Source organism: Desulfuromonas acetexigens, assembly GCF_900111775.1.
GTDB classification, from domain to species: domain Bacteria; phylum Desulfobacterota; class Desulfuromonadia; order Desulfuromonadales; family Trichloromonadaceae; genus Trichloromonas; species Trichloromonas acetexigens.
Map to the genome: position 1 here is coordinate 26,800 of NZ_FOJJ01000010.1, position 21,936 is coordinate 48,735.

Sequence of the window (21,936 nt, forward strand, 5' to 3'; positions counted from 1 at the left end):
ACTGACCGCGCGGGTGTCGACTCATAAGGAAAGGACGTGCACATGAAAGGGAACGACCTGCTCAAGCTGCTGGCGTTGCTCGCCCTGGTCGCCGCCATCGCATTTGGCGCCTACTGGTGGAGCCGCTCCCAGGGGGATTCGGCGCAGAAATATTCCCACCCCATCACCCGCGAAGGAAGCAAGTGGTAAAGGGAAGGATTCAAGCACTCTCCAGCGCCGCGAGAGCGACGACGGCATAGCGGGCCAGCTTTCCGGTCGCAACCAACAGCACAAAGGACCACAGCCTGACCCGCAGGATGCCGCCGACCAGACACAGAGGATCGCCCACCACCGGCAGCCAGGAGGCAAGCAGAGACCAGCGTCCGTAGCGGGCGTAGAAACCCTCGGCCCGTGCCCGGGCAGCGGCGTCGATGCGCAACACCCGTTCAACGAGGAAGGGACCGCCCCAAAGGCCGATGCCATAGGTGGTGAGCGCCCCCAGGGTGTTGCCCAGGGTCGCCGTCAGTACCGAAGCGACCGGATCGAAGCCATTGAGTACCAGCACCACCAACAGCCATTCCGAACCGAGGGGAAGCAGAGTCGAGGCGAGAAAAGCGACCAGAAACAACGCGGGATAGCCGTGCGCGATCAGCAGCTCATCCATAGGGATGGCGAATCCTTCCGACAGTGACCAGAACGCAGTGAACTTGAACGAAGAAAAGGGCCGCGTCCAAAAACGCGGCCCTTTTGATTTTTGCTATCAGCCGCGCGCGGCGCCGGCTGGACGTCGACCGGAACTATTGCGCCGGTTGGGCGCGGCCTTGCCCGCCGGGCGGGGAGTTGGGGCGGCCGGAGCCTTACTCTTGGCCTTGGGCCGGGAAGGCTGACGCGGGGGACGGGCGAACTCCCGATCCTTGACCGGGGCCGGGACCGCATAATCGAAACCGACGAGTTTGCGCTGCTCCAGGGGCTTGCCGAGCACCCGCTCGATGGCCCGCACCATGACGGCATCTTCCGTCGTCACCAGGGTAAAGGCATCGCCGGAACGAGCGGCGCGGCCGGTGCGGCCGATGCGGTGCACGTAAGCCTCGGTGGTGTCGGGGATATCGTAGTTGATGACGTGGGAAACCTGGCTCACGTCGATTCCCCGGGCGGCGATGTCGGTCGCCACCAGTACCTGAAAGGTGCCGTCGCGGAAACCGTCAAGGGCCTCCTGGCGCCGGTTCTGGGAGAGATTCCCCTGCAGGGAGGCGGCCCGGTGGCCGGCCTTGCTCAGCTGTTCGCCGAGGCGCTTGGCGCGATGCTTGGTGCGGGTGAAGATCAGCACCGAGCCGGTATCGGTGTGCCGCAGCAATTCGAGTAGGAGCGGCGTCTTGAGATGCTGCGCCACCGGATAGAGGGCGTGGCTGACGGTCACCGCCGGGGCGGTGGTGCCGACCTGAACCGTCACCGGATCCCTCAGCACATCCTGCGCCAGGCCGCGAATCTCGTCAGGCATGGTCGCGGAAAAGAGCAGGGTCTGCCGCTGGGCGGGCAAGCGCTTGAGGATCTTGCGGATCGCCGGAAAGAAACCCATGTCGAACATCTGGTCCGCTTCGTCGAGGACCAGCACCTCGAGATGGGAGAGATCAATCGTCCCCTGATCGAGGTGATCCTGCAAACGGCCGGGGCAGGCGACGACGATTTCGACCCCTTTTTTCAGCTTGGCAAACTGCGGATTGATGCCGACGCCGCCGTAGATGGTCATGCCGCGCAGACCGGTGCGGGCGCCGAGGGTGGTGATGTTTTCGTGAATCTGCTCGGCCAGTTCGCGGGTCGGGGCGATGACCAGCGCCCGCACCCGGCCGCGCTCCCCGGCAAGGAGCCGGTGGAGGATGGGCAGGGCGAAGGCGGCGGTTTTACCGGTGCCGGTCTGGGCCAGACCCATAACGTCACGTCCGGCCATGACTGCCGGAATGGCCTGGGCCTGAATGGGGGTGGGCGTCAGGTAACCGGCGGCGGTGATGCCTTCGGCGACCTGGGGATGAAAGGCGAATGTGCTGAAATCCATGTATGTCCTTCTGTCTTCCATGCGTTCCAAAAAAACAAAAACCCCGGAGGAATTCCAGGGTTTACGAGCTTTTCGTTGTCATCCGGGAACTGCGTTTGATATGGTGAAGAGTAGCAGCGAATGCCCGACAATGTCAAGCTTATCCCGTAAATTCCCGCTTTTAGCCGACTCGGGAGGATAAATTCATGACGGATTTCAGCGGCAGGACCATTCTTGTCACCGGCGGTGCCCAGGGGATCGGCCAGGGGATCGTGCGCTATCTACTTTCCCACGGAGCTAACGTGGTCGCCGCCGATATCGATGGCGAGGCCTGCGCCTTCCTCGAAAGAGAACTGGCGTCACCGCGCCTGCTGACGGTGGTCGCCGACGTCGCCGACGAAATCGCGGTGCGCCGCTGCCTCGAAGAGGTCCACCGACGCTTCGGCAGCCTTTCCGGACTGGTCAACAACGCCGCCCTCGCCCATGCCCATTCCGGCCCCCTCGAAGCGTTGTCCCTCGAAGACTGGAACCGGGTGTTGGCGGTCAACCTGACCGGCGCCTTCCTCGTCACCCGTGAGGCCCTGCCCCTGTTGCGCGCCGTCGGCGACGGGGCCGTGGTCAACATCGCCTCGACCCGCGCCCTGCAATCGGAAGCGGAGTGCGAAGCCTACGCCGCGAGCAAGGGCGGACTCGTCGCCCTGACCCACGCGATGGCCCTGAGTCTCGGCCCCGAAGTGCGGGTCAACGCCATCTCGCCGGGCTGGATCGAAACCGGCGAGATGCAAAAGCCCTCGGCCCGTCACCCGGTCAACCACAGCGACGCCGACCGCGCCCAGCATCCCGTCGGCCGGGTCGGCCTGCCCGAGGACATCGCCGCTCTCGCCGCCTTTCTCCTCGGCCCCGAAGCGGGCTTCATCACCGGCCAGAACTTTGTCGTTGACGGCGGCATGACCCGCAAGATGATCTACGCCGAGTAAGACCTCCGCCCCATCCTGCCGCGCAATGCGTCGCACTCGGCATGCAGGTCCGCCAGGCGCCGCGCCCATTCCCGCTCGTCCCGTCCCGCCGCGGGCTCCGTCGCGACCGTCCCCGTCCGCGACGGCAGCCACTCCAGCAACCAGCTTTTCGCCACTTTTCCCACCGGCTCCACCATTTTCCAGACTTCCATGCCTTTGATCTCCTTCCTTCGAGTTCGGTCGAAGACTATACCCGCACCTTTAATGCCTGGTCAGAGAAACGTTAGAAATTGATGGGAAGGACAGGCAAATCCCCGGGATGAACGACGAAAATCTCGCATCACCCTAACTCCCCGCAAACAGTCCCGGCCTAGATTACCGTCTCAAATACCTAGCGACGAAAGGAGAATCCACCATGAACAATGCAACCGCCGAGAACCTTTTCGCCCTCGAAGAGAGTTGCCCATTCTTCGCCCTCTCCCCGGGTGAGGGCAAACCGAGCTGCGCCACCAGCCCCCGGGCCTCATTGCAACTCTGCTACTGCGAAACGGAAGACTACGACAGCTGCCCGCTCTTTCTCGGGCGCCTTCTGCGCAACAGCCGCCCCAAGTTTCGCGGCGCCCTCGACCTCGTGCACAAGTAGGCAAAACACCCTATTGGCTTGCTCTCATCCCCCCCGCCTGTGCTAGTATGGCCGATAACTAATCCGGTCAACAGCACGGGAGATCCTCCATGAAAAAATCCATCCTTCTTCCCGCCGCCCTGTTCGTCGCCCTGCTCGGGGCGATCTTTCTTTTCTTCGCTCCCCGCAAACCCCAGCCGGGAACCGCGGTCGTCGCGCCCGTCACGGCGCCGGCCGCGGAACCCGCCGCCGCCGAACCCCAGTACCCTCTGACCCCGCCTCCGGAAGCCGCGACGGAACAACCGACGAAACCCTCTGCCGACGAAACTGCCCCGCCCCAGGTCGCCGCCACCGAGGATTCGGAAGTCGTCATGGCCCGCCTGCTCGCGCTGCTGCGGGGGCAGGCGCGAAGTGGCGAACTGCTCATCCTCGACCACTTCATCCCGCGCTTCGTCGTCACCGTCGACAACCTCGCCGGCAAGGATCTGTCGCGCAAGCAACTGCCGGTCAAGGGCGCATCCGGCCCCTTCCTGGTCCACAACAGCGCCGAGGGGGAAGGGATCCATCCCGACAACGCCCGCCGCTACAGCGCCTTCGTGGCCCTCGCCGAAGCCCTCGACAGCCGCGAACTGGTCGATCTCTACGTCCGCCTCTATCCCGAATTTCAAAAAGCCTATGAGAATCTCGGCCAGCCCAAGGCCTATTTCAACGACCGCCTGATCGCCGTCATCGATCACCTGCTGGCGACGCCGGAACCGACGGAACCGATTCGTCTCCACCGCCCCAAAATCCTCTACCAGTTCGCCGACCCCGATCTGGAAGAACGCGGCGCCGGACAGAAAATCCTGCTGCGTGTCGGCGCCGACAATCGCGCGCGACTTAAGGCCAAGCTGCAAAGCCTGCGCGCCGAACTGCTGACCCGGGTCATCGCCCCGGCCGTGGAGAAAACGGAACCATGAAAATGAACAACGAAGCGCACGGCTACGACTTTCACTGGGACGATCTGGGTGATCCGAAAACCGGCCGACCCCACCTCGGCGACAGCGTCTCCCTCGCCGTCTACCGGCTTATGGTCTTTACCTTCAAGGACACCCTCTCCAAGGAGTATGGCCTCGAAAAGACCAAAGATCTCTTCGTCAAGGCCGGGCATCTTGCCGGGCGCCAGTTCTGCCGCAACCTGCTCGACAAAAGCCTCGATCTCGACGGCTTCATCGCCGCCCTCAAGCAGAAACTTATCGAAATGAAGATTGGCATTCTGCGCATCGAACAGGCCGACCGCGAGCGCCTGACCTTCACCCTCACCGTCTCCGAGGACCTCGACTGTTCCGGTCTGCCGGTGCTCGGCGATACCATCTGCGATTACGATGAAGGCTTCATCGCCGGGATTTTCGAGGAATACGTCGGCCGTCCCTTCACCGCCCGGGAGGTCGACTGCTGGGCCACCGGCGACCGCACCTGCCGCTTCGCGGTCGAGGCGCTCTGATGGAAAACCAGGCCCTGGCGATGCTGCGCCGCCTCGACGAGACCCTGACCCGCGCCCTGAGCAAAGGGCTGCCCCGGGAAGGTCTGTACGGAACCTTCGCGGTCGATGCCCCGGAAGATCCGGAACTGGCCGGCATCGGCGAACGCCTGGCCCGCTTCCTGGCCATGCTCGACGAGGCCCAGCGCTACGCCGTCCGCCTGGCCGACGGCGATCTCTCGGCGACGACCGCCCGCGACAACATCCTGGCCATGCCCCTGAAGGCATTGCAGGCCGACCTCAAGCACCTCCTCTGGCAGACCGAACAAGTCGCCGCCGGGGATCTCAATCAGCAGGTTCATTTCCTCGGCGACTTCTCCGCTGCCTTCAACGGCATGATCCTCGCTTTACGGGAAAAACGACGCCTCGAAGAGCAGCTGCACACGGTCAACCAGATTCTCGAAAAACAGGCCTCCACCGACGTCCTCACCGGCCTCTTCAACCGGCTCAAACTCGGCAGCCTGCTCGACGCCGAAATTACCCGGGCGCAGCGCTACGCCACTCCCCTCGCCGTCATCCTCCTCGACATCGACCACTTCAAACGGATCAACGACACCCGCGGCCATCAGGTCGGCGACGACGTCCTGCGCGAGCTGGCCCAGCGCCTGGCCTCCAGCCTGCGCGCCTGCGACGCCGTCGCCCGCTGGGGCGGCGAGGAATTCCTCGTCATGCTCCCCAACTCCCCCCTTGCGGCCGGACGCGAGTGTGCGGAAAAACTGCGCGCCGCCGTCGCCGACTGTCCCTTTGCCGCCATGCCCCGAGTCACCGCCAGCTTCGGCGTCGCCGAACTGGAAAAAGGCGAACCGCGCGACACCCTGATCAACCGTGCCGACCAGGCCCTCTACCGGGCCAAGGACAAGGGCCGTAACCGCGTCGAATGCGCCTAACCCAAGGTTGTCTTTCGCGGATAAATATGCTACCTTCGCTCATCTTCCCCGCATGGGAGCAGGAAGTAGTCTGGTGACGCTCCCGGTCTTCAAAACCGGTGGGGGGCGTATCCCGTCCCTGGTGAGTTCGATTCTCATTTGCTCCCGCCAAACAATAAAAACAGGCAGTTATGCGCGACACGCATAGCTGCCTGTTTTTATTTCTGCCACCGGAAAAACAAACCGAGTAAAAGCGCGGCTGCCCTCAGATTTGTTATCGCCGGCAACTGTTTGCGGAAAAGGCCTGAGCGCGGGACGACCGCACATAGGCAAGGGCGTCATCAAGGGGGAGCGGGGGTGCGTAGAGATAGCCCTGAGCGGTTCGGCAGCCTGCATTCAGCAGGTAGTCGTTCTGGAACTGGGTTTCTACCCCTTCGGCGATGAAATTAAGGCGCAACCCCCTGGCGATGGATAAGATAGCGTCAATAATGGTCGTGTCGGTGCTGCTTTCAGAAAGGTTGGTCACAAAACTCCGGTCGATTTTGACGGTGTGCAACGGCAGAGTATGCAGATAGCTCAGGGATGAATAGCCCTTGCCAAAATCATCCACGGCAATGGTGACCCCGGCCTCGGCCAACCGTGTGAGGGCTTGCATGGACGTATTCATGTCCTGGATGAGACTGTTTTCGGTAATTTCGATTTCGAGAAAAGAACTATCGAGACGATGTTCGCGAATGGTGTCAAAAAGGCCTTGGGTAAAACCTTCCATTCCCAGTTGTTGTGGTGAAACGTTCATAGCGATGCGCAGATCTTCATAACCACGCTTTTTGAACTCGAGCGCATCCCGGCAAATTTGACGGATGACCCAAGTGCCAAGGCGACAGACGAGTCTGGATTGTTCGACGACCGGCATGAATTCGGCAGGAAGCAAAAAACCCCGCCGTGGATGCGCCCAGCGGATCAGGGCTTCAAGAGAGCGAACGCGGCCGCTTTGCAGGTCGATCTGGGGTTGGTAATAGAGGCGAAGTTCGTCATTGGCCAACGCCCGATGGATGCCGTTTTCAATCTCCATGTGATAACAGGGGCTGGAGTCCATTTCCGGCAGATAGCAGTAAAAGCCGTTCCGCCCCCGTTCCTTGACCTGATACATGGCGGAATCGGCATGTCTTAACAGAAGCTGCATGGTTTCGCCATGATCCGGATAGACGGCGCAGCCCGCACTGAAGCTGACCCGGATCTCATGCCCTTGCACCTGAAAGGGCTCGTCGAACAGGGATTGGATTTTGTACCAGATGGTTCTGGCATCTCTGACGTGTTTGATGTGCGGCAAGAGCAGATTGAATTCGTCGCCGCTGATGCGCGCCAGCGTGTCACAGTCGCGCAGGCAGCTCTTGACCCGGGAGGCGACGTTTTGCAACAGTTCATCGCCGACCGGATGCCCATAGCTGTCGTTGATGAGCTTGAACCGGTCAAGATCCAGATACATTACCGCCAGCTTTTGATCAAGACGGCGAGCCTGACGGAGAGCCACCTGCAACCGGTCATGGAAGAGATTCCGGTTCGGCAATTTGGTCAGCTGATCATGGTTGAGATGGTAATTGCGTAGAGTTTCCGCCTGTTTTCGTTCACTGATATCGCGGATAATGCCATAGATCCCCATTATTGGCTTGGGGTCCGGCAGCTCAACGGGCAGAGCCCAGACTTCAACGTCCCGGGGAACCGTTCCGCTTGGAGTACGCAAACGCAGTTCGACGGGGGACTCGGCATGTTCTCCCTTTTTGAGCTTTTGCAGGAAAAGAGCGGCCCCGGGTTGGTCTTCTTCAAAGATGAAATCAAAGAAGGGCGCACCCATCAGCTCTTGGATGTCCAGGCCGAAATAGTGTTTAGCGCGCTCATTGACAAAGATCAACCGGCCCTGATCGTCGAGCATGAAAATCAGGTCGGGAGAGTGGTTGATAAGGTAACGGTGAAGCACCTCGCTGCATTGAATGTGTTTTTGAACACGCAGGTAGTGCTTTTGCCGGCGCCAATTATCCAAGGTGCGCGCCACGGTCTCTAGTAGAACTTCCGGGGCACAGCCCTTGGCAAGAAAATCCTTGGCCCCGTTACGCAGAGCCCTTGTCGCCTGTTCAAAGGTGGATTCCCCACTGTAAATGATCACATTGGTATCGATATCTTGGGAAACGATTTCATCCAATATCTTTTGTCCGGAGATGTCGGGAAGGTTCAGATCCAGAAGAACCAGACTGAAGTCGTGTTCGGCCAGAAGGGTGAGAGCCTCACGACCGGTCGCGGCACATTCCACCTGGTATCCGGCTAGCGAAAGGATCTCATTGACCGTATCACGCAATCGCGGTTCATCATCGACTACCAGAATCGGCAAATGATACGACGACGGCGGAAGGCAGTTGGCGATAAATCCCTCGCAAAATTCTTCTATGGCAGGGTTCTTGGCCAGACTGTCAGGCTCATACATGATGTTCCCCTCCATTTCCTGAAAAAATAACGACATTCCAACCTGACTCAAATCTTGATATTGCCGATCTGTGTCTGCAGCTGCTGGTGGACTCCCTTCAGATCCTGCTGATGAATGACGGTACCGGGCTGACACAAGGCCTCAAGCTTTTCCAGCTCGGTTTGGGCATGGGCGATTCTCCCGCGAAAATCTTCAAGCAAGGCATTGGTCTGGGCTGCCAATAAGGTCGCCTGATCTCCCTCACGCAGTTTGATCCGCACCGTCAGATCGGCGGTGTCGACCACTTTTTTCAGGTCCGCTTCTATTCGATAGAGAGCACCGGCGTAGCTTTTCGGGAAAAAGAGACTGGCGAGCACACCGCAGCCCAGGCTGACAACAAAAGACAAACCAACCACCGGGAGGAGCAAGTCGAGAAAATTTCTCGCCTTGATGTGGAACATTTTAAAGGAAGACTCGATCTCCTGGTTGGCGAGCTGGAAATAGACCGCGCTACTGATAAAAAGACAGACAAACAAAATGCTGCTGATGCCGAATATCATCCGGAACTGAATCTTCCGGTTTACGGATAAATTCAATAGTTTCCGCTTATAAGGTCGTTTGTCTTGCATCGTCAAACTCCAGGAAAGAGAAGATGTTCAACGGCAGCGCAATCCGGCTCAATCAAACATGGTGCTAAGTGAACTGTTTTTGTATTTGTAATGGCAGGCGACGCACAGTTTGGTCTTGACCGTTTCCCGTACCAGGTTTTTCGCGACGGAGCCGTGCGGCGCATGGCAGGTAACGCAGGTCAGCATCCCCTCAATGGTCGGGAGCTCCTTGGGGATATGAACATCTTTACCGCCGTAGAGACGAACCGGATGGGACGCCCCCAGCGTCGATTCCGGGTGACAGCCATAGCAGGAACCGATCGCCAGGTCTTCGCGGGACCGGAGCGGGGGATGCTTGGTTACCGCCTGAAGTTTCCCGTCCCGAAGCTTTTCATCTTCAAGGGAAATCCCTTCCAACGCCTGCAATTCAACCCACCCCCAGACCGGCGCGGTCGTTTGCCAAGAGATAAAAACGGTTTTCCCGTCGCGAAAGACCGCGGTATTTTTGACAAGGTCGCGTAGCGCCGGCGATTCTGCCGGCGAAATTTCGTGGGAACCGTCGTTTTTCGCCTCCCCCATTTCATCTGGAAGCAGACCCAGCCAGAGGCCGGCGTCATATTCTCCGGTCTTCCCATCGGGCTCCTGTTGGCTGAGAACGATGCGAAACCGGTACGCGGAATTCATGTTCAGAAAGGGGATGCTGATCACATGATCCAGCTGTGGGCCACCCTCGACCGAAAACTTCTGTAGTTTGCGCCAAAGGTTGTTTTGATTGACTGCGGTTCCGGTAATCGCACCTCGGGCCGTGCCATTGGAAGGCTCCGGCCAGACCGCGCCCTCGGCGAGATGACAGACTACGCACTGCTTTTCCCAGAACGGGCTGTGCATCTGCTTGTTCTTCATCCCTTCTTCATAAATCGTGACGTGACAGCGAATACATTCCTGACCGAGCAGGGCACTTGTCTGGTTGTTCAAAGCGGCAATCAGAACGTTGTCAAACGACAGCAGCCCGGCCCCTGCCGCCAGTAAAATGCCCCAATATTTCCAATTCATAGTCAACACTGCCTAGGTTTGTGAACACGTGTCAGGGGCGATGGCCTTCAGTCTTCCAGGATGTTGAACACCTGCACCCGGTTGTTATTCCTGTCGGCGACGACCAGGGTTCCCTGCTCGTTGATGCAGATCTGTGCCGGATAGAAAAATTGTCCATCTTCCCAGCCCATGCCGAATTTCCGCCCCTTGAAGCTGCCATCCCCCCCGACCACGGCCAAGCCGCTGCCGTACTGATCGACCAGATAGAGGTCGCCCCGGCCGTCACTCGCGAGACTGGTCGCAAAGTTCACGTATTCCTTCAGGTCGCCATTCAACAACGCAAAGGATTGGGCGTCCGGGGCCGCCAGGTAAAGGGCCCCGGCCACGCTGTCCAAGAGATAGATGCCCCCCTGCGGACTCAGAGCCAGATCGGAAAAAAAGCCGTAGCCCTCGGGGAACGGGAGGTGCCGAACATAGCTCGCACTCGGGTCGAGAACCAGAACCCGCTCCGAGAGGATGTCCAGCAGGTAGATATTCCCCGCGCTGTCCAGCTTGAAGCTGCGCGGGACAAACGCGCTGGGTGCGGGCAGCCCCTTGGGTTCGACCTTTCCTTGCACTTCCCCGCTCCGACCGACCTTGACGATCTCACGGGTTTTCCCGTTCAGCAGATAAATGTCACCGGCCGTGGTGGTCTGGAGCGTCAGCGGCACCATCTCCGGCAGGGGGAAGACCGCCTCCGGGGTCAGGCTCTGCGCGGTCAGGGCGTAACGCACGAGCCGGTTGTTGGCCGTATCGGCGACCACAATCGATTTGTCGTTACAAGCGACCCCCTCGGGAAGCTTGAGGGCCAGATTCGCTCCATCGGCATAGAGGGTTGTCTGGTGCTTGATCTTTGCCGCCGAGACCGGCGCGGCAACGAGAACCCCGAGAAGACAGACAATGATTTTATGAATGGATGATTGGCGCATAGATTTATCTCCGATACTTCGTATGGCATTGAACGCAAAGCGTCTGGACATCCGAATAGTAAAGAAACTTCACATATTCCGTGCCATGGGTTCGGTGACAGCTGAGACAATCGAGAGAGAGATTCCGATTCCGCGGATCAACGACTTCGTCGCCGAGCGGGTGGCTGGAATGGGTCTGCCAATCGTGGCATTGGGCACAGCTGGCGATAGAGGAAGCCTCTTTTTGCAAAAAGACATTGTCCGAGGCGTGCGGGGAATGGCAGACCGTGCACTCCCCATCGTGGATCGGCTGATGTTTGGTCTGTGACCGTTCCTGCCGAGCCAAAGTATCGGCATGGCATTGGCCGCAGACGACCAGCATCTTGTCTTTGAGCAGCCCCGGCTCGGACGAGGCGTGGGGGGTGTGGCAGTTGATGCAGCCGGTTTTGTCCACCAGCGGCCAGTGCAGGCGGTTTTTGCCGAAGGCGGTGTTGACCATCTCGTAGTGACACCCTTGGCAGAGTTCGAAACTTGATTTTTTCACTGCGAAAGGCTGGGCGGATTCCGGTTCGTTGTGGCACTGAGAACACATCTGGTTTTTGATCGGCGCATGCACGTGATCCGCCAGAATCGCTCCGGAATTGGAGCCATGGGGGTCGTGGCAGGTGCTGCACCGGGCCTGCTCAACCGGGTAGTTCATGTGTTTTTTCTTGAAGGTGGCGCCATCGGTCTTGTGGCAGTCGAGGCACAAGGCAGGGTCTTGTTTGGTCAACAGCCCGGTATTCTCTGCCGAGGCGTGAGGGGTGTGGCAGCCGAGGCAGTCCTTCTTCACCGGGCTGTGTCCAAACTTATTGGAGGCGATTTTTTCTCCCAACTCCTTGTGGCACTCGAAGCAGAGGGCGCTGCCGCCCCGGAGGAGGTTCGCCGGATTCTCGGACGAATGGGGATCGTGGCAGGCGACGCACTTCCCTTCGCCGACCACCTGATGCACGCTTTTCGCGCCGGTCGGCACCACACTGTCGTGGCAGTTGTAGCAGATCGCATTGGCATCCCCGGACAACAACATGCCGTGGTTCGAGGCATGGGGGTTATGGCAGCCCGAGCACTCCCCTTTCGCCAGGGGGGTATGAACATGCTTGGCATTCAACTTGCCGCTGAACGCCGCATGACAGCTCAGGCAGAGTTTGCCGCCGGCCCCCGGCTTGAGCTTGAACGGGCCTTCCGCGCCGGCAACGGTTGCAATGAAGCTAAGGCACAGCCCGGCCAGAAATACGATGGTGAGGATCTTCCGAAGTCTCATAGCTCCCCCTTACTCCTTTCCAACAATGTGACACTCATCGCACGATCTGGCGACGAAAGGAGCATGCATAGTCGGTTTGAAATATTTAGGATCTTTCGAAGCGTGCGGGTCGTGACATTTCATGCAGTTCATCACTTCGGCGGCAATCCCTAGATGCGCTTTCTGGAACGAGTCGGCCCCGGCATCGTGACACTCGGCGCACAAGGCCTGAAGAGGCAGGGTCAGCAACTTCTCCAGGCTGGAGGTGTGGGATTGGTGACAGCGCTGGCAATCCCGTTCCGCCGGGGAATGTTTCTTTTCTGCGGCCATCTTGGTTTTCAGTTCGTCATGGCAGGCCAGACAGAGGTCGGGACTGTTGGCCAGAAGCAGCGATTTGAGCTTGGACTGGTGCGGGTTGTGACAGCCGCTGCACTGACCGGCACGAGCCGGTTCATGCTGCACCGAGGCGGCATTCATCCGCTGCGCGAAGTCGCTGTGGCAGGAAGAGCAGAGCTCGTTCTGCGGCGTGGTCGTCATCCCTTCGTGATTGCTGGCATGGGGATCGTGACAGGTCATGCACTCGCCTTCCGCATAAGGGTCGTGAATCGTCGCCGATTCCTCCTTGAACAGGCTCTTGTCATGACAGGTCGCACAGAGTTTTTCCCCCTGGGATTTGAGCAACTGGGGATTATCCGCGCCGTGGCCCAGGTGACAGGCCGTACATTGTCCGCTCTGCACCGGTTTATGGACGTTGGAACGAAGAAACTCCCCTTGCAGCCCGGAATGGCAGGCATAGCAGACGGCGTCGGGACGCCCCGCCAGCATGTGCTCCGCGCTCGACCCGTGGGGGTTGTGACAACTGGTACACTGACTTTCCGTGAAGGGGCTGTGTTGATTCTTGTTTTTATCCCCGTTTTTGCGCGTGCTTTCGTGGCATTGGTAGCACAGATCCCCCTCGCGGCTGTTCAGCAGCCCTGCGAAGGACGCTGAATGGGCGGCGTGACAGGAACGACAGCCCGTTTCGCTGTCGACCGGAGCATGGGGGAAGCGGCTGTTTTTGCTGATGTTTTCATGACACTGAAAACAGAGGTCATTGCCTGAGCCGGCCAGAAGAGTCTTATGGTCCGAGGTATGCGGGTCATGGCAGGAGAGGCACTCGCCCTTTTGGAACGGGGCATGTTGAACCGCGCCGCTCCCTTCCATAGAATCCTGATCGTGGCAGTTGAGGCAGAGCTTTTCCGCGGTGTCCTGCAGAGCAAAAGGATTCTGGCCCGTGGCAGGCAGATGGCAGGAATCGCACTCCGCCTCGGCCACCGGGCTGTGCAGACTCCCCCGCAGCAGTTGCAGACCCTCTGAGCTGTGGGGATCATGACAGGTCGTGCAGTCGGCAGTTTCCACGGGATAGGCGCCATGGGCCTTCTTGAATCCTGATGCCTTGCTGTCGTGGCAGTCGAGACAGAGTTTATCCGGGGCGGTGTTGAGCAGATTCACCTCCGCGGAATAATGCGGTTGATGGCAGGCAAGACACCCCTTCTCCTTGATCACACCATGAACATTCTTTTTCATATAACGGCTCTGATCATGGCAGGTGAAGCACATCGCCGTCCCCTCGGCCGCCAGGAGATTGGGCGAGTCGGAGGCATGGGGGTTGTGGCAGGAGGCACACTTCCCCCGGCGCAGGGCGGTATGGACACCGGTTTTCTGGTCGAGATTGAAATCTTCCTGCTTGTGGCAGCGGAAGCAGAGCTTACTTCCGTCTTCGACCAGCAACAGTTTGCCGACAATGCCATGGGACAGATGGCAGTCCTGACAGCCGCCGTTTTTGACGCCCGGGTGCTGGTATTTCATGCCCAGGTATTTTTTTGAAAAATCACCGTGGCAGTCGACGCACTCTTTTTTCTTGAATTCCCGAGCGGCCCGAGCGTTGTCGGGGGAGGCCAGGAGCAGGGCAAGAATGCCGCAGAAAAACAGCAGAATTCCCCGGGTACAATGCAAAGATCGAGAGTTTTTCGTCATCATGGCAACTCCATTAATGATGAATCCATACAGCGTAGAACCAAATGAATCGTCGGCCGCAACCGTCGATCAGAGGTTTTCCTGAACCAGATAGATCTTCGTCTTGTAGGCGTCCTTGAGTTTCTCTACCCACTCAGCCAAGGCGTCATTGATCATTTGGGCATAAACGATTTTGCCGACTTCCTGACGGACCTCTTCATAGGTTTGGGCCTTGGGTGGGAAAATCGATTCGACCATCACGGCATAATGCAGGTCGCCCGGGCCGGCGTAATAACAAGAATCCCCTGGCTTGGCCACCTCGACGTCATGGTGCAAGGATTCGGGTAAGGCCGTCACCGTCAGCAGGTTGCCGTCAAACTTGAGCAGCTCCTTATCGTCCGCATCGGCCTGGCCGCTGGTGTTGGCAGAGACCCATTTGAAGTCACTGCCGGCCTGGAGTTTTCTGATGGCTTCGCGGGCGCCTTTCTCCGAGGTGAAGACGAGACTCTGCAGTTTCACCATGAGCGGCGAGGAATAGTCTTCGAGATGGTTGTAGTAGTATTTTTTTACCTCATCCTCGGGAACCTTGATCCCCGGAACCACGGCTTTGGCCATGAACGCATCGAACAGCACCCGTTCCTTGAACTTTTCCAGCTGCGCTTGCAGTTCCGGGGACTTGTCGATCCCCTGGGCGCGCGCTTCCATGCGCCCGGAAACCGCCACCAGCCGGTTCCAGAGAATCGTCTCCTTCTGTTTGTCCAGGCTGGCCGCATCGATGGCGCGGTCGGTGCCGTGGTACATGGTCGCTTCAAGCTTTTTGGCGATCTCGCCGACGGTGATCGTCACCGTTTCCTTGCCGTCGTTCAAGGTGGCCACCGGACTTTGATCTTTGGTCAGAACAGCAAAAATCTCGGTACCCTTGGCGTTGGGCTTTTCCTCGGCGATGTGGGCGAAGTTCAACGCGTCCTGCCCTTGCGGATAAAAGACGACATACTTCTCTTCCAGGGACTTCAGATAGTCCATCTGCGTCTTCTGCGACAATCGCTGATAAACACGCTCCGCCGCCAGAGTCCGGATTTCGGCATCTTCAAAAACCCTCTGGTCCTCCAGACGAAAAACCAGAAACCCTTTTTCGGCCTTGAATACTTCGCTGACATCCCCCTTTTCCATCGCGAAAACCGCTTTGGCCACCGCCGGAAAGAGGTCGTTAAGACGGGTATATTCGGGTTTTTCTCCCCCTTCGGCCTTGCCGGCGGCGACCGCCTTGTCCGCCAGCTTCTTGAAGTCGCCGCCCTCACGGTAGGTGGTCAGCAGGGCTGCGGCCTCCGCCTCATCGAAGAAACGATAGGTCAGCAACTTGGCTTCAAGGGCCATCTGCCGATACATTTCTTCGACCTCTTCCGGAGAAACCTCAAGATCCTTGATCTGAGCCGCCAGCAACTGCTGAATCATCGCTTTCAGGGCAAAGTTCTCCAGTTGGTTTTGCACCTCCGGAGTCCGGTCAAAGCCGATATTCATGGCTTCCTTCCCCGCCAGCTTGATCGAGATCAACCGATCGAGCAGGGAGGTGAAGCTCTGTTTGCCGGGTTTTTCGCCGCCGCCCATGTCGGTGTGCATAGCGGCGAGCTCCAGGGCGAATTCCTGCAGGCTGATCGCTTCGCCATCGACGGTAGCGACAGGGAGGTTGGCGTGTTCTGCCGAGAAGAGCGGAACCTGAAGGATCTCCTTCGACCCTTCCTGCCGAAGAGGGATGGTCAATTCCTTCATCGGTTCCGTGATGACCGGTGCCGCAGGGGCGGTTGCCGCACCACCGCCGGCGAATCCGAAAACCGGCGGGACGATAACGGGGAACAGAAGAACGGCTGCGAACAGGGCAAGAATCTTTTTCATGTCACTCCTCGTTATAAAACGTTGGGGGGGCGGTTAGAGTTCAGAGTCAAGGTTCTTCGATGCGGGCGAGGGAGCTCCGCATCATGCTGTTGACCAGGCCGTGAGCCGAGGGCACCCGTCCGAAATCGAAGAAATAGACACCGTCGTTGCCCGCCCCGTAGCTGCGGGAACTCCAGACAACCTCCCGGTGCGAACCGTCGATGGCCTGCCAGGAGAAGTCGACCTTGCTCTGGCCGACCTCTCCCTGATAATCAAAGACCTTGCCGGAGACGATCAGGTCAGCGGCGAGAATGCTCTCGCTGGCCAGAATATCAGCCGCGGCGAGGGAGGGGCCGGACTGCATGATCATCCGGTAGCTGAGCAGGGTATCGCGCACCATGCCGGGTTCGATTACCCGAAGATTGGCGTAGCGGTGCAGATGTTTCACGGCGTGCAGGGCGACGAGTTCCCCCGCATGTTTTCGGGCGTTGACGTTGAGAAAGGGGACGACCGCCACGGTCTGGCGCGCCGAGGGGACGAATGCCGACGCCCGGTAGAAGGATTGCGGCTGATGGCGGCGGCTTTTCGCCGCCAAGGCCTCATCCGCCGTTTGCCGCCCAGGGTGTAACAGTTTCGCCTTGGTCAAACGCCCTTGCGCCGCGCCGTCCGTCGTCGGGTAGCGGAATTCCGGCTCCTCTTCACGAAGGTAGGTTTCCAGTGAGTCGAACAGACGATCCGTCGCCCTCGCCAGCAGTCTGCGGGGATCTTTTACCAGCCCGAGGCCGAGGAGCCCGGGCTTGTCGTCGCCGGTCAGTCCGACGCTATCGATCCAGGCGATCTCTGCCCGCTCACCGGCGGAAACCAAGCGCATGATCAACGACACCCGTGGGCTCGGCACCTCCCGCCAGCTTTCCAGAGCCGTCAGGAAGACCCCGTCGACTCCGGTTTCGTCTTGCAGCTTCCGGGCGAGCTCATGGGTGATCCCGCCGACGTGGCGTAGCCGATGTCGGGTCATGAACGCTTGGAGCTCCGTGTTGTCGAGCAACTTAAGGCCCCGGGCGGAAAGACCTTCCCGCAACCCTTGCTGGATTTCCGCCAGAGGCGCCTGGTTGTCACTGAGGTTCTCCAGCGGAAGCACGGCATACCGGGCATCCCGCGCAACCAGGGGGGCAACCCGATACTCCGGCGTCCAGCCGCTGTCGACCACCTGTCCGGAGCGATCCCGGACGATGGCTTTGAAGGCATAGTGCCCTGGCTTGTTCCCGTGCCACTGGCCGCTGAAAAGGGTTCCCGCATATTCGAGGGACGCGACCCGTAATTTCCGGCTGTACAGTTCGCAAACCAGATCCCCGTCGCCGCCGGTGGTGACCACCGACCACCTCACTGCCCCGGCTTTTTCCCGAAGCCCGGGCGGCGCGGAGATCTGCAGCGACTCGATCCTGAGCGGCTCCGGACCGGGGGGGACGCCGGCGCAGGCCCCCAGCAGCAAGAGCAGGGCCGCGAGAAATTTAGTCGAAAAGTTCATCGAGAAGATCGTCAATCACTTGGATCGTCACATCGTTCATGGGCCGGCCGCCGCTGCCGAGCAGTCGGTCCGTCAAGGAGATCCCCCCCTTGGTCGAGGAGGCCGCCCAGACCGTTGAACCGGTCTGGGTCTCCAGCATCTGCAGGCTCAGCGAGACCAGGTTGGCCTCGGCCGAGCCGGACCGCACCACGCCGTACTCCCGCAACACCCCGGTGATCACCGCATCAACCTCAAGAACACCTTTCAATTTGGTGACCTCTTCCATCGTCGGCGTTTGCGGGATGCGGATGCCGACCCGGCTGATCCCGCGCTCGACTTCGCCCGGGGGGAGAACGTAGATCGCCTCCGTCGCCAGCAGCATCCCCATAAAGGCGTCCCGCACCCGCTCACCGGCCTGATCATCCGAACTCAGGTTCATGAACGGAAGGACGGCCACCGAGCGTACCGCGCCGAAATCCATGGACTCATTGGTGTAGTCCGGATGACCGGGCGACCAGGCGCAGCTGGCGAGAAAGATCAGCAGAAAACAGGTCAGAACGATGCCCGGAAAAGTTTTTTTCCATTTCATGTGCGCTTCCTTCGTCATCTGCGGGATCAGAGGCAATCCCCGGTTGTCCGTGATGTCGGGGGGCGGTGTACGTCCCCCCTGTGCCGCATTTTCAAAAAAAGAATCGCAGGCCCAGGCCGACGCTTTCAAAGTCGATGATTTCCGTTTCGTCCTCCCGGTTTCCCCGGGAATAGTCGAGGGTCAACATCGTCACCCGGTTGATTTGCCAGCGCAGGGTCGGCGATAAAACCTGCACCGATTCCATTTCCGAGGTTTTCGATTCCCCGTAGGCCAGCGAGAACTGCAGGGTCCCGTTGCGAAAGGGCGACCAGTTGACGAAATACTGCTGTTCCGTCGTGGAATCCTTGATCCGGCCGTCGTCATCGGTAAAAGAAAGATCGGCGGAAAGGCTCAGGGACTGGAAGGGGGACCAGGTCGCCACCAGTCGTCCGTTCTGATCCCGGGAGCGAGGCTCGTTCTCCTCGTCATCCCAGATGACGCCATAGGTCAGGGTGAAGTTCATCCAGCGGTTGGGGATGATGTTGCTGCCCAGCCGCACAAAGGTACTTTGGCTGTCCGCCCCCTGGGCCGGGCTCTGCCAGCTATGACCGTTATCGAGAAAGAGGCTCCAGCCCTGATAAAGATCGAGGTTGCTGCGCAAAAAGATGGAATTGGTAATACTCGTCCCGGATTCGTTATCGTTCTGCCGACTGTAGCTGTAGGTCAGGCTCTGGTCGAAGGTGTCAAGAAACTTTGCCGCCAGGGATGCCGAAGCGGTATAGCCGAGGCTTCCGCCGCCGTCGTTTTCCCGAATTTCACTGCGTTGCCCCTGCACGTTGCCGGTGAAAACGTCGTTGAACTGGTGCCGCAGTCGGACGCCGGTGTTCAAGACTGAGCGCCAATCGTCAAAGGGCTTGCTGCGTTCTTCCCGGTACAGAAGGTCATAACCCGTCGTCGTCCGCTCACTCATCTTCCAGCTCACCGTGGTGTCGGCCGTCCAATCCGTCGTCACGAATTCCGCAGCGTCTTCGGGCAGGGTTCTTTGGGCGGTCAATCGACGGATGACGAGGTCTTCGCCCTCGACCAATATCTGCCGGGTGACGACCTTGATAAAGCGCGTTCGGGTTTGCGGAAAAGACAGCTCGAAGCGATTTTCCGGCAGGTTGGTTCGACGCTGGGTCAGAGGAAGCTCCCGCCAGAGATCGGTGTCGTTGTCGCGGACCAGAACCCGCCAGGGGAATTCACCGATGTCGTGACCGTTGAGATCGTCAAATTCCACCAGCAGCGTATCGACGGTGGTCGGCAGATCGAAGTCCAGACCGAAGCTGAACGTCCGCGCAATCGCCGTGAGATCGAGCAAAAGGTCAACCCCGCCCAAGTTGAAACCGGCATCGGGATCACTGGTTTCCGGGCTGTCGTCCGGCAAGGTTCCGAACGGGGTTCCCGGCGAGGCCGCATCGATCAGACGCACGCCGGTGCCCGAGAAATTCACCTGCTGCCGCCGGCCACGGAGACCGCTGTTGAGGGAAACCCGCCCCTGGGCATATTGACGACTGAAACGCACCGACGCGTTATCCGAGTTGGTCAGGGTGTTGAAATCCGTCGTCAGATTGTCCATGTCACTGGTGGTGTGATCGTAGTTGAACTGGTAATCCCGATAGCGATAGCGGCTCCGGAACTGCCAGGTATCGGTCTGGACCTCGCTGGTCAAAGGTTCGTCGTAAAGAGAATTCCGGGTGAAGTCGAAATCCACCTCGGGAAGGTCGACCGGTTCCCAGTTCAAGCGCGCGGAATATTCTTCGGTGAAGAACTGTTCCGTGATCATTCCGGTGCGGGATTGTTTCACCTCGCTCTTTCGATAGCCCGTGGTGAGGCGCAGCAGCGGAGTACGAAAGGCCAACTCCAGATAGGGACGGATGGCGGTCTCTTTGCTGCGGCTGTCAACGGTGACGTCCGAATCGGTTTCCGTCCAGAGGCGTTCCTGGTCGAAAAGCCCGCCGGCGCTCAGCGACAAGGTCGGCAGAATTTCCTTGAGAATCTCCAGATTGTAGATCTGGGAGAACTCCCGCCGCTCCACATCCTCTTTAAGCTTCGTCGCCTTGTCGGTTGTACGGGTCTCGCCGAGGTCATACTGCAGGTCGGTCATCAGCCGCAAACTGTCGGCCTGCCCTTCTCGGGGCGCCCAGCTGACGCCGGCAAAAAGAGCCAGGACAAAGGCGATATGGAGAAACGGCCGCCGCATGCGCTATCGTTCACCCATAACGGCCAGGTCACGGCTGCCCGAGCCCACATCCAACTGGGAGAGCACCCGCTTGCTGACCAGATTGATTTTGGCCAAGGATCCGTTCTGCGGCATCAGGGCAAAGAGCGCATTCTCTTCACGGTCGATACTCAGCCGCCGCACCGGCCCGGGGAGAGTGAAGAAATCGATGGCCGTCAGGGAGCGCGGGTCGACCACGGCGATCTCGCCGTCCTCCTTGGCAATGTAGAGCAGTCCGCTGGTCTCGTCGAGGAGAAGGTCGCGGGCGCCATGGCCAACATGAATCTTCCGCTCGGTCCCCAGGGAAGAGGCGTTGACGACAAGCAAATCGGGGGAATAGTCGCTGAGCAGATAAATCCGCTGCCCATCAGGACTGACCGCCCCCCGACCCGGAACCTGGTCGAGAACCCGGGAGCTGAGTACCCGCCCGCCCCCGCTCAGATCGAGAAGGGAGAGGACGCTGGAATCACTCTGACTGACGTAGGCGCGGCTTTCGTCCCGGCCGACGAAGAGTTCGGCAGGTGTGGACGTCAGGCGGATGCGTCCCCGCTCAAAGAGGGCAGCGGTATCGATGAGACTGACCGAATCGTTGCCGCTGTTGAGGGCCAGCAGGGTGTCACCGCTGGCGGTCAGGGCCAGTTCCGTCGGTTCGTCGCCGAAACGCAGCCGGACCCGGCCGAGAATCTCGCCGCTGTTGATTTCCAACACCACGACGGCGTCTTCCTTGGCCAGCGCCACATAGAGCCAGCCCCGCCGCTGGTCAAGGACCAGATCCTGGGGGGACTTGCCGATATGCACCGAATCGGTCACCAGCGCCGTGCGCTTGTTGAAAATCGTCAGACTTCCCGCCTCGCTGTCGCTGACAAACCCTTTGAAAGTCGTCAACATCCGCTCCGCCTGCCAGAGGGAAAAGCGCGGGGTGAAGAGGACTCCATCGGTAATCAGTCGTTCCCCCGAGAGGCTCAGCAGCAAGGTATCCGCCTGGTTCTCGGCGACAACGAAGGGGTGTTCGATCCGCAGGGGCTCCGTTGGCGGCAGCAGATCGGTCGTCCCTTCTTCCCCTTGCAGGCTGGCCCGGGTGATGCGCAGGGCGATTCCCAGGTAGCGGCCAGGCGGCAGGGATACCTGCGCCAGGCGCTGCTGCCGGCCGATCCGGTCATCGCCAGACAAAGAATCCGTGGCCAGCAGCAGAGGAATTTCACGACCGTCGAGGGTCACCGCGACCAGCTCGTCGATGCTGAAAGTCAGCCGGTGGGCTTCCTGTGGCAGGGGTTGCAGATAGAGGGAGATCGCGCCGGCAGGGAGGGTGGGTCGCAGTGGGCGCGACAGCTCGGCGGAACAGCCCGCCGTAAGCAGCAGCAGCAGTAAGGCGGTCCACAACCGCCCGCAGCATTCGGCCAGGTTCCTCCGCTTCAACCAACCTCTTCTTGACAAAACCGACTCCGGCA

Annotated in this window: 20 protein-coding genes and 1 tRNA gene; 7 read left to right on the forward strand and 14 right to left on the reverse strand. The window is 59.6% G+C overall.

Annotation, left to right across the window (positions count from 1 at the left end):
• Positions 1-42: 42 nt before the first annotated feature.
• On the forward strand, positions 43-189 hold the full coding sequence (locus BQ4888_RS17505) for a hypothetical protein (RefSeq protein ID WP_170232980.1): 147 nt from the start codon (positions 43-45) through the stop codon (positions 187-189).
• A gap of 10 nt (positions 190-199) precedes the next feature.
• Here BQ4888_RS17505 and BQ4888_RS06240 read toward each other — a convergent pair whose 3' ends face one another.
• Entirely contained in the window at positions 200-643 is a 444-nt protein-coding gene (locus tag BQ4888_RS06240) for a YqaA family protein (protein WP_092055142.1), read from the reverse strand.
• 96 nt (positions 644-739) lie between these two features.
• On the reverse strand, positions 740-2,029 hold the full coding sequence (locus BQ4888_RS06245) for a DEAD/DEAH box helicase (protein ID WP_092055146.1): 1,290 nt from the start codon (positions 2,027-2,029) through the stop codon (positions 740-742).
• 185 nt (positions 2,030-2,214) lie between these two features.
• Between BQ4888_RS06245 and BQ4888_RS06250 the strand changes: the two genes are divergently transcribed.
• Entirely contained in the window at positions 2,215-2,985 is a 771-nt protein-coding gene (locus BQ4888_RS06250; RefSeq protein WP_092055147.1) for a glucose 1-dehydrogenase, read from the forward strand.
• Here BQ4888_RS06250 and BQ4888_RS06255 read toward each other — a convergent pair.
• Positions 2,973-3,176 (reverse strand): hypothetical protein, encoded by a 204-nt coding sequence (locus tag BQ4888_RS06255; protein WP_092055150.1) that lies wholly within the window; start codon positions 3,174-3,176, stop codon positions 2,973-2,975. The genes BQ4888_RS06250 and BQ4888_RS06255 overlap by 13 nt on opposite strands.
• Before the next feature lie 203 nt (positions 3,177-3,379).
• Between BQ4888_RS06255 and BQ4888_RS06260 the strand changes: the two genes are divergently transcribed.
• From BQ4888_RS06260 to BQ4888_RS06280, 5 genes are all read left to right on the forward strand, one after another.
• On the forward strand, positions 3,380-3,607 hold the full coding sequence (locus BQ4888_RS06260) for a hypothetical protein (protein ID WP_092055151.1): 228 nt from the start codon (positions 3,380-3,382) through the stop codon (positions 3,605-3,607).
• A gap of 89 nt (positions 3,608-3,696) precedes the next feature.
• Positions 3,697-4,545 carry a DUF3014 domain-containing protein gene (locus BQ4888_RS06265; RefSeq protein WP_092055153.1) on the forward strand — a complete coding sequence of 283 codons (849 nt, stop codon included), beginning with the start codon at positions 3,697-3,699 and terminating at the stop codon, positions 4,543-4,545.
• Complete coding sequence (locus BQ4888_RS06270) at positions 4,542-5,069, forward strand: V4R domain-containing protein (RefSeq protein ID WP_240746428.1); 528 nt, start codon at positions 4,542-4,544, stop codon at positions 5,067-5,069. Before BQ4888_RS06265 ends, BQ4888_RS06270 begins: the two co-directional genes overlap by 4 nt.
• A complete protein-coding gene (locus BQ4888_RS06275; protein ID WP_092055158.1) occupies positions 5,069-5,992 on the forward strand; it encodes a GGDEF domain-containing protein in 924 nt (307 codons plus the stop codon). Before BQ4888_RS06270 ends, BQ4888_RS06275 begins: the two co-directional genes overlap by 1 nt.
• A gap of 54 nt (positions 5,993-6,046) precedes the next feature.
• Positions 6,047-6,142, forward strand: a tRNA-Sec gene (locus tag BQ4888_RS06280).
• Positions 6,143-6,245: 103 nt separating this feature from the next.
• On the opposite strand, the gene BQ4888_RS06285 is transcribed toward BQ4888_RS06280, so the two are convergent.
• The 11 genes from BQ4888_RS06285 to BQ4888_RS06335 all read right to left on the reverse strand — a co-directional run bounded on the left by BQ4888_RS06285 (position 6,246) and on the right by BQ4888_RS06335 (position 21,904).
• Positions 6,246-8,582 (reverse strand): EAL domain-containing response regulator, encoded by a 2,337-nt coding sequence (locus BQ4888_RS06285; RefSeq protein WP_140396601.1) that lies wholly within the window; start codon positions 8,580-8,582, stop codon positions 6,246-6,248.
• Positions 8,495-9,055, reverse strand: coding sequence for a hypothetical protein (locus tag BQ4888_RS06290; protein ID WP_140396602.1), 561 nt, complete (start codon positions 9,053-9,055; stop codon positions 8,495-8,497). The genes BQ4888_RS06285 and BQ4888_RS06290 overlap by 88 nt, the downstream gene beginning before the upstream one ends.
• A 48-nt stretch (positions 9,056-9,103) precedes the next feature.
• The gene (locus tag BQ4888_RS06295) at positions 9,104-9,937 is read right to left on the reverse strand and encodes a cytochrome c3 family protein (protein WP_176374245.1); all 834 of its coding nucleotides are present in this window, start codon (positions 9,935-9,937) and stop codon (positions 9,104-9,106) included.
• Positions 9,938-10,134: 197 nt separating this feature from the next.
• The gene (locus BQ4888_RS06300; protein ID WP_170232981.1) at positions 10,135-11,034 is read right to left on the reverse strand and encodes an NHL repeat-containing protein; all 900 of its coding nucleotides are present in this window, start codon (positions 11,032-11,034) and stop codon (positions 10,135-10,137) included.
• A gap of 4 nt (positions 11,035-11,038) precedes the next feature.
• Complete coding sequence (locus BQ4888_RS06305) at positions 11,039-12,313, reverse strand: cytochrome c3 family protein (RefSeq protein ID WP_092055174.1); 1,275 nt, start codon at positions 12,311-12,313, stop codon at positions 11,039-11,041.
• Between the two features lie 9 nt (positions 12,314-12,322).
• Positions 12,323-14,311, reverse strand: a complete 1,989-nt coding sequence (locus tag BQ4888_RS06310; protein ID WP_092055178.1) for a cytochrome c3 family protein — start codon at positions 14,309-14,311, stop codon at positions 12,323-12,325.
• A gap of 66 nt (positions 14,312-14,377) precedes the next feature.
• On the reverse strand, positions 14,378-16,177 hold the full coding sequence (locus tag BQ4888_RS06315; RefSeq protein WP_092055181.1) for a peptidyl-prolyl cis-trans isomerase: 1,800 nt from the start codon (positions 16,175-16,177) through the stop codon (positions 14,378-14,380).
• A 46-nt stretch (positions 16,178-16,223) separates the two neighbouring features.
• The gene (locus BQ4888_RS06320) at positions 16,224-17,681 is read right to left on the reverse strand and encodes a hypothetical protein (protein WP_092055183.1); all 1,458 of its coding nucleotides are present in this window, start codon (positions 17,679-17,681) and stop codon (positions 16,224-16,226) included.
• Entirely contained in the window at positions 17,665-18,249 is a 585-nt protein-coding gene (locus BQ4888_RS06325; RefSeq protein WP_092055188.1) for a GNA1162 family protein, read from the reverse strand. The genes BQ4888_RS06320 and BQ4888_RS06325 overlap by 17 nt, the downstream gene beginning before the upstream one ends.
• Before the next feature lie 91 nt (positions 18,250-18,340).
• Positions 18,341-20,470, reverse strand: a complete 2,130-nt coding sequence (locus BQ4888_RS06330; RefSeq protein ID WP_092055190.1) for a TonB-dependent receptor — start codon at positions 20,468-20,470, stop codon at positions 18,341-18,343.
• Between the two features lie 3 nt (positions 20,471-20,473).
• Positions 20,474-21,904, reverse strand: a complete 1,431-nt coding sequence (locus BQ4888_RS06335) for a YncE family protein (RefSeq protein ID WP_140396603.1) — start codon at positions 21,902-21,904, stop codon at positions 20,474-20,476.
• Positions 21,905-21,936 lie beyond the last annotated feature (32 nt).

Excerpts from the sequence above, each read along its gene's own strand:
- BQ4888_RS06255 (WP_092055150.1), bottom strand. The coding sequence starts at position 3,176 with ATGGAAGTCTGGAAAATGGTGGAGCCGGTGGGAAAAGTGGCGAAAAGC.
- BQ4888_RS06295 (WP_176374245.1), bottom strand. The coding sequence starts at position 9,937 with ATGAAGAACAAGCAGATGCACAGCCCGTTCTGGGAAAAGCAGTGCGTA.
- BQ4888_RS06325 (WP_092055188.1), bottom strand. The coding sequence starts at position 18,249 with ATGAAATGGAAAAAAACTTTTCCGGGCATCGTTCTGACCTGTTTTCTG.
- BQ4888_RS06275 (WP_092055158.1), top strand. The coding sequence starts at position 5,069 with ATGGAAAACCAGGCCCTGGCGATGCTGCGCCGCCTCGACGAGACCCTG.
- BQ4888_RS06315 (WP_092055181.1), bottom strand. The coding sequence starts at position 16,177 with ATGAAAAAGATTCTTGCCCTGTTCGCAGCCGTTCTTCTGTTCCCCGTT.
- BQ4888_RS06320 (WP_092055183.1), bottom strand. The coding sequence starts at position 17,681 with ATGAACTTTTCGACTAAATTTCTCGCGGCCCTGCTCTTGCTGCTGGGG.
- BQ4888_RS06265 (WP_092055153.1), top strand. The coding sequence starts at position 3,697 with ATGAAAAAATCCATCCTTCTTCCCGCCGCCCTGTTCGTCGCCCTGCTC.
- BQ4888_RS06250 (WP_092055147.1), top strand. The coding sequence starts at position 2,215 with ATGACGGATTTCAGCGGCAGGACCATTCTTGTCACCGGCGGTGCCCAG.
- BQ4888_RS06260 (WP_092055151.1), top strand. The coding sequence starts at position 3,380 with ATGAACAATGCAACCGCCGAGAACCTTTTCGCCCTCGAAGAGAGTTGC.
- BQ4888_RS17505 (WP_170232980.1), top strand. The coding sequence starts at position 43 with ATGAAAGGGAACGACCTGCTCAAGCTGCTGGCGTTGCTCGCCCTGGTC.
- BQ4888_RS06305 (WP_092055174.1), bottom strand. The coding sequence starts at position 12,313 with ATGAGACTTCGGAAGATCCTCACCATCGTATTTCTGGCCGGGCTGTGC.
- BQ4888_RS06270 (WP_240746428.1), top strand. The coding sequence starts at position 4,542 with ATGAAAATGAACAACGAAGCGCACGGCTACGACTTTCACTGGGACGAT.
- BQ4888_RS06300 (WP_170232981.1), bottom strand. The coding sequence starts at position 11,034 with ATGCGCCAATCATCCATTCATAAAATCATTGTCTGTCTTCTCGGGGTT.
- BQ4888_RS06310 (WP_092055178.1), bottom strand. The coding sequence starts at position 14,311 with ATGATGACGAAAAACTCTCGATCTTTGCATTGTACCCGGGGAATTCTG.
- BQ4888_RS06240 (WP_092055142.1), bottom strand. The coding sequence starts at position 643 with ATGGATGAGCTGCTGATCGCGCACGGCTATCCCGCGTTGTTTCTGGTC.
- BQ4888_RS06290 (WP_140396602.1), bottom strand. The coding sequence starts at position 9,055 with ATGCAAGACAAACGACCTTATAAGCGGAAACTATTGAATTTATCCGTA.
- BQ4888_RS06245 (WP_092055146.1), bottom strand. The coding sequence starts at position 2,029 with ATGGATTTCAGCACATTCGCCTTTCATCCCCAGGTCGCCGAAGGCATC.
- BQ4888_RS06330 (WP_092055190.1), bottom strand. The coding sequence starts at position 20,470 with ATGCGGCGGCCGTTTCTCCATATCGCCTTTGTCCTGGCTCTTTTTGCC.